The following is a 10,216-nucleotide window of genomic DNA, read 5'->3' on the forward strand; positions in this document are numbered from 1 at the left end:
CTCTGCGAAACAATGTTACCGATTTGGCGATCATCGCAGTAGCATGCGCTGACAGTCAATGCCGCGCAGACACTTTCGCGTTTCGCTGCGGGAAACACTCGGCGGCAGATGAGGAGTGGAACGATGGATGGCCCGCTCTCGGGAATCCGGGTGCTGGACGTGGCGACATTGTTCGCCGGACCGCTGGCGGCGACCCTGCTGGCGGACTTCGGTGCGGACGTCGTCAAGATCGAGCATCCGAACGGGGATCCGGTCCGCAGCCACGGCGCGCAGCGCGACGGGGTCGGACTGTGGTGGAAGATGCTGGGGCGCGGCAAGAAATCGGTCACGCTGTACCTGGGTGCGCCGCAGGGACAGGAGATCTTCCGGCGCCTGGTCACCGACGCGGACGTGGTGATCGAGAACTTCCGCCCCGGCACGCTGGAACGCTGGGGTCTCGGCTATTCCGAACTGCGCGCACTCAACCCGGGCCTGATCCTGGCCCGGGTCACCGGATTCGGCCAGATCGGCCCCTACGCGCGGCGGCCCGGATTCGGCACCCTCGCCGAGGCCATGAGCGGGTTCGCCGCCATCACCGGTGAGCCCGGCGGGCCGCCCACCCTGCCGCCGTTCGGCCTGGCCGACGGGATCGCCGCGCAGGCAACGGCTTTCGCCATCATGACGGCCCTGCGTGCCCGCGACGCGGACGGGCGCGGCCAGCAGATCGATCTGGCCATCATCGAGCCCATCCTCACCCTGCTCGGCCCGCAGCTCATTGCCTACGACCAGCTCGGGGAACTACAGCCGCGCATGGGAAATCGTTCCTCCAACAACGCGCCCCGCAATATCTACCGCACCGCCGACGACGGCTGGGTGGCGGTGTCCACCAGCGCGCAGTCGGTGGCCGAACGGGTGCTGCGGCTGGTCGGACGGCCCGATCTGGTGGAACAGTCCTGGTTCGGTTCCGGGGCCGAAAGAGCCGCGCACGCCGACGAACTCGATGCGGCGGTCGGCGCGTGGATCGCCGAACGCAAGACCGAGGATGTGGTGCGCGCGTTCGAGCAGGCGCAGGCCGCCATCGCCCCGGTCTACACCGCCGCCGAGATCATGACCGATCCGCAGTTCCAGGCGCTGGGCACCATCGCCGAACTGCCCGACGACGAATTGGGCCGAATCAAGATGCAGAACGTGCTGTTCCGGCTGTCCGAAACACCGGGCCGAATCCGCTGGACCGGACCGCCGCTGGGCGCGCACACCGCCGAGGTGCTGGGGCGCTACGGCGTGGACGCCGACCGGCTCGCCGAACTCCGCGCCGCGGGGGTGGTCCGATGACCGGGCGAGATCGACTGGTGCAGGTCGTCCTCGGCGGGGTCCGCTTGATCGAGCTGGGGCAGCCGCACTTCACGGGGATGCCGTGCTCGCCGAATCATCCGGGGTTCCGAATGACGCTGGCGCGCAGGCACGGTGACATGGTGCGCCCGGACGGCGGATCGGCGGCCAACGAGATCATCGTGACCGGCGGGCATGTGGGCACCCATATCGACGCGCTCAGCCACGTCAGCCAGAACGGAATGCTGCACGGCGGGGTCGACGCGCAGGCGGCGCAGCGCGGTGGCCGGTTCAGCGAGCACGGCGCCGAACAGCTGCCCGGCTTCGTGCGGCGCGGCGTCCTGCTGGATGTGGCGAGGGTGCACGATACCGACGTGCTGCCAGGCGGATACGAGGTCACCGCGCACGATCTGGAACAGGCGGCCGAGCGGGCCGGTGCGGATCCCGCACCTGGCGACGTGGCGCTCATCCGCACCGGGTGGGCGCGGCATTTCGGCGACGGACGGGTCTATCTCGGTGCGGAATCGGGGGTGCCGGGGGTGGGCGTCGGCGCGGCGCACTGGCTCGCGGGTCACGGCATCGCCGCCACGGGGGCCGACACCACCGCCTACGAGTGCATTGCGCCCGGCGCGGGCCACAGCGTGCTGCCCGTGCACCGCGTGCTGCTGGTCGAGTCCGGGATCTACATACTGGAACATCTCATGCTGGAAGATCTGGCCGCACAGCATATTTCGGAGTTCGTCTTCGTGCTCGCGCCGCTGCGCATCGTCGGCGGCACCGGATCGCCGGTCCGGCCGCTGGCGGCGGTGAGCGCATGAGCGACGCCACGGTGGTGCAGCGGCTGGCCGAATTCGCCGCCGGCGCACGCGATCTCGGCATCGACCCGGCCCTGCGCGCCGACGCGGCACGGCGGGTACTCGATGTGCTCGGCAACAGCCTGGCCGCACAGCGCACCCCGGCGGCCGGGGCCGTGCGGGCGCTGGTCGCCGAATGGGCGGGCAGGCCGCAGGCCACCGCGCTCGGGCTGCCCGTCCGCCTGCCCGCCGCCAGTGCCGCCCTGCTGCACGGAACCCTCGCGCACGCACTGGATTTCGACGACACCCACCTGCCCTCGGTGCTGCATCCCTCGGCCACGGTGGTGCCCGCCGCGCTCGCCGTCGCCGAGGCGACGGGCGCCTCCGGCGCGGCCCTGCTGGACGCGGTGGCCGTCGGGGTGGAGGTCACGGTGCGCCTGGGCATGGCCGGATTCGACGCGCAGCTCGGCAATTCGGTGTTCTTCGAACGCGGACTGCACGCCACCGCCATCTGCGGGGCGGTGGGCGGCGCGGCCGCGGCAGCGATGCTGTGCGGTCTCGACGCCGCCGGGATCGGGCATGCGCTGGGCATTGCCGCCAGCATGGGTTCGGGCCTGCTGGAAGCCAATCGCACCGGCGGGACGGTGAAGCGCGTGCACTGCGGCTGGGCCGCGCATGCGGCGGTGACGGCGGCGCGGCTGGCCCGCCACGGCCTGACCGGACCGCCGACCGTGGTCGAGGGCAGATTCGGGCTGCTGCAGGCGTTCTGCGGCGACCAGGCCGATCCGGGGGTGGTGACCGACCGCCTCGGCGAGCGCTGGGAGCTGCCGGGGGTGTTCTTCAAGCCCTACCCGTGCAATCACTTCACCCACGCCGGTATCGACGCGGCGCTGCGCCTGCGTGCCCGCGGCGTCAGCGCCGCCGAGATCACCGGGCTCACCCTCGGCGCGCCGACACCGGTGCTGCGCACCATCGGCGAGCCCGCCGCCGCCAAGCGACATCCCGAATCCGGGTACCACGCCGCATTTTCCGGACCGTACACCGTCGCGGCGGCGCTGCTCGGCGGTGGCGGGCTCGGGGTCTTCCACGAGGACTTCACCGACGCCGCGGCCGCCGATCCCCGGCGACTCGCGGTGGCCGCCAAGGTGTCCTGTGTGCCCGACGCACGATGTGACGAGATCTTCCCCTACCAGTTCCCGGCGGTCCTGACCGCGACCCTGCGCGACGGCCGCACCGTAACCGAGCGCGTGGATGTGAATCGCGGGGGCCCCGGCAACCCCCTGTCCGCCGCGGAGTTGGCAGCGAAGTTCCGCTGGAACACCGCCGCTGTGGTGACCGCCGAACTGGCCGACGACCTCAGCGCGAGCGTGTACGGATTGGCCGGCAGTGCGGATCTCGGCCCCTTGCCGACTTTGCTGCGCAGCGTGAAACCGGTTGCCATGGACTGATTTCGGGCCGCCTGCCTCGAGCCCGGTCGCCGCGGCGGCCGGGCCATCGGCGCGCGATCGGAACACCCGCGCCACCGCAATTCGGGAAAAATTCCTGCGCATCGCGTATTGACTCGGGCATGTTTCAGAACGCTAATGGGACGCGAGAAATGGAACAGCGTTTCTCGATAAGAGACAAGGACGTCCCGTTGAGCCTTCGAGGATTACTCACCGCCATAGCGACCCTGGTCGCCGCTTTCGCCGTAACCGCCACACCCGCAATCCCTTCCGCCACCGCCGACGCCGCGGTCACCAAGGTGTCGAACAAGGTGGAGATCCGCTGCGCCTTCACCACGCTGAGGCAGAGCAGTGACTGGTACTTCCCCTCCGGCGCGCCCAAGGCGCTGCTGTGGCTGCAGCACGGCTTCGCCGGCGCCAATGACGCCATGGACGACACCGCCCGCAAGTTCGCCGCCGAGGGCTTCCTGGTCTTCGCACCCACCCTGCCGACCGCCAACCTGCTCGGCTGCACCCTCGAAAACCTGGGCAACAACACCGATTTCCTGCACAATGTGGCCGACCTGTTCGGCAAGGCCACCGACGCCAAGGACAAGCTGGGCCGCAGTTTCGCCGAGGCCAAGGGCAAAGCCGGGCGACCGGAGCTCACGATGCCCACCGCCATGGTCTTCGCCGGCCATTCCGCGGGCGGCGAGGCGGTGCCGTACGTGACCCAGGAGCTGCGCGCCGACTACGCGGCGGCCTTCGCCACTCTGCGCGGCGTGATTCTCTACGACCCGGTCAAGAGCTTCATCGGCAACAACCTGAGCAGTTCGCTCAACCACCTGAGCAATACCTCGCTGCCGGTCTTGACGATCGCGGCACCGCCCTACAGCTGCAATCGGAACGGCTCGGGCACCGCAGAAGTGCTGGAACAGCTTTCGCGCACCTTCTACGGCGTCCGGCTCACCAGCGGCTCACACGTCGACGCCGAGGCGTCCAGCGCGCCCGTCACGGACAAGACCGCGTGCGGCGCCCCGCAGGCGAAGAATGTGGAAGCGCTGCAACGTCTTTCCGTCGCCTGGGCCGGTGACTTCGTGAGCGGAGCGACCACCGCGGACTACTACCCCGGTGGCGGCTACTACGAAAGCCTGCGCACCGCAGGCACTCTCACAACCCTGTCCTGAAACTCCCCGGCGCTGCACGGTCACGACCCTGCTGCGCACCACGTGGAGCCGTGGCGGTCGCCGAGTACCTCGGCGGCCGCCACGGCCGGTCCGGGATCAGGCCGCCGGAGCCGGGAACGGCCCCGCGCGACCCAGCAGGGCGGGCACCGGCTTTCCGAGCACACCGGCCAGCCAGCGGCCGGTGTCGGCCACGGCGTCCATGCGCACCCCGGTGGTCACGCCCATGCGATCGAGCGCGTAGAGCAGGTCCTCGGTGGCGATATTGCCCGTGGCGGCCGGGGCGAAGGGGCAGCCGCCGACACCACCGGTGCTGGCGTCGAGCACGCTCGCACCGGACTCGACAGCGGTAATCGCGTTGGCGTATCCGGTGTTCCGGGTGTTGTGGAAGTGCAGGCGCACCGGCGTGGCGGGCGCTGCCGCCAGCGTGCCGGCGACCAGGGTCCGCACGCGGTCGGGGGTACCGACGCCGATGGTGTCGGCCAGGGCGATCTCCTCGGGCTCCGCCTCGGCCACGCGGTGGACCAGATCGAGCACGGCCGAGGGCGAGACCTCCCCCTCGAAGGGACAGCCGAAGGCCGCGGCGATGGTGACGGTGCGGCGCAGACCCGACGCGGCGGCCCGCTTCGCCAGGGCCCGCCAGCGTTCCACGCCCTCGGCGGTGGTGCAGCCCTGATTGCGGCGGCTGAACGTATCCGTCGCCACCACAACGACATTGATCTCGTCCACGCCCGCGGCCAGCGCCCGGTCCAGGCCGCGCTCGTTGAAGACCAGTCCCGCGTAGGAGACGCCGGGCACGCGGGGCACGCCCGCCATGACCGCCTCGGCGTCGGCCATCTGCGGAACCCGTTGCGGATGCACGAAACTCACCGCTTCGATGCGCCGCAGCCCGGCGTCGATCGAACGCTCGATCAGCCGGATCTTGTCGGCGGTCGCGACGAGCTCGGGCTCGTTCTGCAAACCGTCGCGCGCCGACACCTCCACCAGTGCGATGTCCACTGTGCCTCCCTGTTCCGTCTTGCCGCCCTGTTTCTCTCAGGGATACAGTGTATCCACTTTGCCCCATCCTGCCCGTCTGCCGCCGACCTGCGCACGGGCGTCAGAGAACGGAGTGGCCCATGCCGGCCGACACCCCCACCACATCCGGACCGCTGGCGGATCTGCGCGTGATCGAGATGGGCCAGCTGCTGGCCGGACCGTTCTGCGGTCAGCTGCTCGGCGATTTCGGCGCGGAGGTGATCAAGCTGGAATCGCCCGGCAGCGGAGATCCCATGCGGCAGTGGGGGCGTGAACAATCCCAGGGCAAATCGCTGTGGTGGCCGGTGGTCGCGCGCAACAAGAAGTCGGTGACCTGCAATCTGCGCGAGCCCGACGGGCAGCGGCTGGCTCGGGATCTGATCGCGCAGGCCGACATCGTGATCGAGAACTTCCGCCCCGGCACCATGGAACGCTGGGGCCTGGGCTACGAAAGCCTGCGTGCGCAGAACCCGAGCCTGATCATGGTGCGGGTCAGCGGTTACGGCCAGACCGGGCCGTACGCGCCGCGCGCCGGGTACGGCTCCATCGGGGAGGCCATGGGCGGAATCCGGTACACCACAGGCGATCCCGGCCGAGCGCCGGCCCGCACCGGCATCTCGCTCGGCGATTCCCTGGCGGCCGTGTTCGCCACCATCGGCACCCTCGCCGCCGTACACCACCGCACCCGCACCGGCCAGGGGCAGCTGGTCGACTCCGCCATCTACGAGGCAGTGCTGGCCATGATGGAGTCACTGCTACCCGAATACGCGCTCACCGGATACCAGCGCGAACGCACCGGCTCGGTGCTGCCGAATGTCGCGCCCAGCAATGTGTATCCGACGACGGGCGGGGAGCTGATCCTCATCGCCGCCAATCAGGACACCGTGTTCGCGCGTCTGACCGAACTCATGGGCCGGCCCGAATTGGCCGCCGACGAACGGTATTCCACGCACACCGGCCGCGGAGCGCACATGGCCGAGCTCGACGACCTCATTGCCGAATGGACCGCCACGGCCGAGGCCGGCGAGCTGCTCGAGCGGCTGCACGCGGCGGGCGTGCCGGCCGGGCGCATCTACACCGCGCGGGACATGTTCGCCGATCCGCATTTCGCCGCGCGCGAGGCCATCGCCCGCATCGCGCACCCGGAATTCGGCGAGCTGCCCATGCCCAATGTGGTGCCCAAGCTCAGCGCCACCCCCGGCAGCATCCGGCACGCGGGACCAGATCTGGGACAGCACAATGCCGAGGTCTACGGTGAGCTGCTCGGCCTGGACGCCGAACAGCTCGCGAAACTCGCCGACGCCGGAATCCTGTAGGGGCCGGGCGATGAAGGACCTCTCCGCGGACGCGCGCTCGGCCGGCTACGGTTCCCCGCTGGGCGCCGGTGACCGCCCGGCGGTGCTGGTCATCGATATCTGCGCCGCCTACCTCGACGACGACTCGCCCCTGCGCGCCCCCGTGGAGGACGCGGTGCGCGCGGCCGCGCGCCTGGTGGATCGCGCACGCGCGCACGGGTACCCGGTGGTGTTCACCCGGGTCGCGTACCGTCCCGGCAGCACCGACGGCGGCCTGTTCCGCCGCAAGATACCCACCCTCGCGGTCTTCGAGGAGGGTAATCCGCTGGGCGAGTTCCTCGACGATCCCGCACCGCTGCCGGGCGAGGCGGTGATCACCAAGCAGTATCCGAGCGCCTTCCACGGCACCGCCCTGGCCGCCAATCTGACCGCCGATCGCATCGACACCCTGCTCATCGCCGGGCTGACCACCAGCGGCTGCGTCCGGGCCACCGCCACCGATGCCATGCAGCACGGTTTCCGCCCCCTGGTGGTGGCCGACGCGTGCGGCGACCGGGACCCGCGCCTGCACGAGGCGAATCTGTTCGATCTGAATGCAAAATACGCCGATGTGATCCGGCTCGAGCAGGCGTTGCGGGTGCTCGGCTGACTCGCCGGACCGGTCACCGCATGTCGACGACGACCGTGTCGTCCTGGCGTGGGCCGGTCCGGTAGACGTAGTCCTGGGCCGCCGCGTCACCGAGCTGCGCACGGAACCACTGGGCCGTCCAGCGCGCCGCCGTGGCGATGGTGCGCTCGCGCGGAGCCGTCGCCGCATGCGGGTCCGGCGCCGCACCGGGCGGGTTGTCGACATCGGCGATCCCGAAGTGGTTGGCGCCCAGCAGATTCACATACATCACCGAGGGCGATCCGCCGAGTTTCAGGAAACTTTCGCGGGATTCGCCGGGCTCGCTGACGCCGTCCTGCGAGCCATTGATGAACATGACCGGAATTCGGTCCACCGTGACCGGGTCGACCAGCGCGCCGATCGTGGTGTTGGTGCCGTGTCCCACAACGGCTTTCAGCTCCGGTGGGTGCCGGTAGCCCAGGCCGAGGCAGAACGGCGGCTGGCAGCGGTCGGCGGCGGCGTAGAGCGCGGTCGCGCCGCCGTAGGAGTGCCCGGCCACCACGAGCGTGTCCGGGTCGATGATCGCGCCCACCGGCGAGGACGGGTCGGCGGCCTGGGCACGAGCCCACGCCACCACCGCGGTCAGCTGGTGCGCGCTGGGCGCACGGTAGTCGAGCAAGGGCAGTGCGTAGCGTTCCGGCACGACCACGACGAACCCGTAATCGGCTACGGCCGAAGCGAATCGGGCGTAGTAGCCGCGTCCGACATTGGCGCCGGGCAGCAGCAGCGCCACCGGCAGGCGGCGCTCGGCGTGCGCCGGGTACCAGACGGCGGCCTCGTCGGTGGTGATGCGGGCCGCGGCGTGGCGGATGCCGTTGTCGGCGTGTGCGGCAGGCGCGGCGGAGAGCAGGAGCAGGGACAGGACAGCCGCCATCGAGGCGCGCATGGGACCCCCGTTTCGATTGTGGAAACGCCGTTTCGATGTGAAACTATCGGCGGAGCTTACTCCGAAACAGCGTTTCGCAGAAGAGAACGGAGACGAGGGTATGGGGCCGCACCCGCACGGCTGGTGGATCCTGCTGCACCTGGTGTTGTTCGTGTTCTGGCTGGGCGGCGACCTGGGCGTCTACTACTCGAGCCGGTTCGTGATCGACCCCGCGCTCACCCCGCCCGCGCGGGCGACCGCCCTCGCCGTCATGAGCGGTTTGGACCTCGGCCCCAAGATCTGCCTGGTGCTGTTCCTGCCCAGCGGTGTCACGCTCATGGCGCTGGAGCCGCACGGCGCGTCACTGTTCGGGATCGACTTCTTCCCCTGGTGGGTCGTCGTGGGCGTGTGGTTGTTCGCGGGAATCTGGTTGGCGCTCACCGTCATCGCGCACCGCACCCACGGCCGGATCGCACCGGTGTACCGCGCCGATCTCGTTCTCCGGTTCGCGGTCATCGCCGCCATGGCAGGCGCCGGCCTGTACGCCCTGTTCGCGACCGAACCGTTCGGGGTCACCACCAATCCGAAGTGGCTGGGCGGCAAGATCCTGCTGTACGCGACCGCCATCGCGGCCGGGCTCGGCATTCGAATGACCCTGCGGCCCTTCGGGCCCGCGTTCGGCACGCTCATGTCGACCGGCTCCACCACCGGGGTGGAACGCGCCCTGCGACGCAGTGTCGACGGCTGCCTGCCCTATGTCTGGGCGATCTGGGGCAGCGTACTCGCGGCGGCGGCCCTGGGTGTAGTCAAACCCGGTGCGCACCTGGGCAATTAGCCGGAATATCCCAACTGCGCGGACACCGCGCCTGCCGCCTTCTGCAGCAGCGGCACATACTCCTTGATGTGCGGCTCGAAACGCGAGAGCGGGCCGCACACACTGAGGGCGGCCACCACACCGCCGTCATGGTCGAGAATCGGCGCGGCAATCGAGGCCGCCCCGATCTGCCGCTCCCCCAGCGAGATCGCGTACCCGCGCTTGCGCACCTCGGCCAGTTCGGTGCGCAGTTTGCGCGGGGTGGTGATGGTGGCGTCGGTGAAGGGCGTGAGTTCGTGCCGGTCCAGGTACTCGTCGATCTCCTCGGTGCGCAGGAACGCCAGGATCGCCTTGGAAGAGCTGCCCGCGTGCAGTGGATAGGGCACGCCGAGCGCGACCTCCATGCGCAATTCCTGGTCCGGCACAACCTGATCCACGTACATGCGGGTGTCACCGCGGCGGATGGACAGGGTGGCGGTCTCGCCGGTGAGCGGGGCCAGCCGGCGCAGTTCGGGGGCGGCCATGACCCGCAGGTCGGTGCGGGCGAGATAGGCCCGGCCCAGCGCGATGGCGGCGTGGCCGAGCGCGTAGCGGCGGGTGGTGGGCTCCAGGGTGATGAGTTCGCGATTGCGTAGCGCCGTCAGAATGCGATGCACCGCGGCCTTGGTCAGGCCCAGTTCCGTGGCGATCTCGGTGACCCCGAGATCGGGTCGGCCGGTGCGGCCGAACAGCAACAACACGTCCATGGCGCGTTCGACGGCGGCGATGGAGCGACTCTGGTTCTCGGCCTCGGTGTCCGACACACCCTCAGCTTAGGGCACACGATTTCCCCATGGGAAACGGCTCGC

Annotated in this window: 10 protein-coding genes; 7 read left to right on the forward strand and 3 right to left on the reverse strand. The window is 70.0% G+C overall.

Annotated elements, in window-relative coordinates; all coding sequences use genetic code 11:
* Positions 1–123 precede the first annotated feature (123 nt).
* The 4 genes from H0264_RS26045 (at position 124) to H0264_RS26060 (ending at position 4,713) form a co-directional block, all read left to right on the forward strand.
* On the forward strand, positions 124–1,311 hold the full coding sequence (locus H0264_RS26045; protein ID WP_181579982.1) for a CaiB/BaiF CoA transferase family protein: 1,188 nt from the start codon (positions 124–126) through the stop codon (positions 1,309–1,311).
* A complete protein-coding gene (locus H0264_RS26050; protein ID WP_181579983.1) occupies positions 1,308–2,126 on the forward strand; it encodes a cyclase family protein in 819 nt (272 codons plus the stop codon). Before H0264_RS26045 ends, H0264_RS26050 begins: the two co-directional genes overlap by 4 nt.
* A complete protein-coding gene (locus tag H0264_RS26055) occupies positions 2,123–3,550 on the forward strand; it encodes an MmgE/PrpD family protein (RefSeq protein WP_181579984.1) in 1,428 nt (475 codons plus the stop codon). The genes H0264_RS26050 and H0264_RS26055 overlap by 4 nt, the downstream gene beginning before the upstream one ends.
* Positions 3,551–3,699: 149 nt before the next feature.
* A complete protein-coding gene (locus H0264_RS26060; protein ID WP_181579985.1) occupies positions 3,700–4,713 on the forward strand; it encodes an alpha/beta fold hydrolase in 1,014 nt (337 codons plus the stop codon).
* Positions 4,714–4,809: 96 nt separating this feature from the next.
* On the opposite strand, the gene H0264_RS26065 is transcribed toward H0264_RS26060, so the two are convergent.
* Positions 4,810–5,709 (reverse strand): hydroxymethylglutaryl-CoA lyase, encoded by a 900-nt coding sequence (locus H0264_RS26065; RefSeq protein ID WP_181579986.1) that lies wholly within the window; start codon positions 5,707–5,709, stop codon positions 4,810–4,812.
* Between the two features lie 119 nt (positions 5,710–5,828).
* Between H0264_RS26065 and H0264_RS26070 the strand changes: the two genes are divergently transcribed.
* Positions 5,829–7,043, forward strand: a complete 1,215-nt coding sequence (locus H0264_RS26070) for a CaiB/BaiF CoA transferase family protein (protein ID WP_181579987.1) — start codon at positions 5,829–5,831, stop codon at positions 7,041–7,043.
* 10 nt (positions 7,044–7,053) lie between these two features.
* On the forward strand, positions 7,054–7,671 hold the full coding sequence (locus H0264_RS26075; protein ID WP_181579988.1) for an isochorismatase family protein: 618 nt from the start codon (positions 7,054–7,056) through the stop codon (positions 7,669–7,671).
* A 13-nt stretch (positions 7,672–7,684) separates the two neighbouring features.
* Here H0264_RS26075 and H0264_RS26080 read toward each other — a convergent pair whose 3' ends face one another.
* On the reverse strand, positions 7,685–8,575 hold the full coding sequence (locus tag H0264_RS26080) for an alpha/beta hydrolase family protein (protein ID WP_181579989.1): 891 nt from the start codon (positions 8,573–8,575) through the stop codon (positions 7,685–7,687).
* 100 nt (positions 8,576–8,675) lie between these two features.
* Here H0264_RS26080 and H0264_RS26085 point away from each other — a divergent pair, with 100 nt between their 5' ends.
* Positions 8,676–9,389, forward strand: coding sequence for a hypothetical protein (locus H0264_RS26085; RefSeq protein ID WP_181579990.1), 714 nt, complete (start codon positions 8,676–8,678; stop codon positions 9,387–9,389).
* Here the strand turns inward: H0264_RS26085 and H0264_RS26090 are convergent.
* Entirely contained in the window at positions 9,386–10,171 is a 786-nt protein-coding gene (locus tag H0264_RS26090; RefSeq protein ID WP_220139843.1) for an IclR family transcriptional regulator, read from the reverse strand. The two genes, H0264_RS26085 and H0264_RS26090, sit on opposite strands and share 4 nt — an antisense overlap.
* Positions 10,172–10,216: the final 45 nt, after the last annotated feature.

Origin of the sequence: Nocardia huaxiensis (assembly GCF_013744875.1) — a bacterium.
In the GTDB taxonomy this organism is placed as follows: domain Bacteria; phylum Actinomycetota; class Actinomycetes; order Mycobacteriales; family Mycobacteriaceae; genus Nocardia; species Nocardia huaxiensis.

Coding starts and splice junctions, on each gene's coding strand:
- H0264_RS26045 (WP_181579982.1), top strand. CDS start 124: ATGGATGGCCCGCTCTCGGGAATCCGGGTGCTGGACGTGGCGACATTG.
- H0264_RS26050 (WP_181579983.1), top strand. CDS start 1,308: ATGACCGGGCGAGATCGACTGGTGCAGGTCGTCCTCGGCGGGGTCCGC.
- H0264_RS26080 (WP_181579989.1), bottom strand. CDS start 8,575: ATGCGCGCCTCGATGGCGGCTGTCCTGTCCCTGCTCCTGCTCTCCGCC.
- H0264_RS26085 (WP_181579990.1), top strand. CDS start 8,676: ATGGGGCCGCACCCGCACGGCTGGTGGATCCTGCTGCACCTGGTGTTG.
- H0264_RS26060 (WP_181579985.1), top strand. CDS start 3,700: ATGGAACAGCGTTTCTCGATAAGAGACAAGGACGTCCCGTTGAGCCTT.
- H0264_RS26055 (WP_181579984.1), top strand. CDS start 2,123: ATGAGCGACGCCACGGTGGTGCAGCGGCTGGCCGAATTCGCCGCCGGC.
- H0264_RS26070 (WP_181579987.1), top strand. CDS start 5,829: ATGCCGGCCGACACCCCCACCACATCCGGACCGCTGGCGGATCTGCGC.
- H0264_RS26075 (WP_181579988.1), top strand. CDS start 7,054: ATGAAGGACCTCTCCGCGGACGCGCGCTCGGCCGGCTACGGTTCCCCG.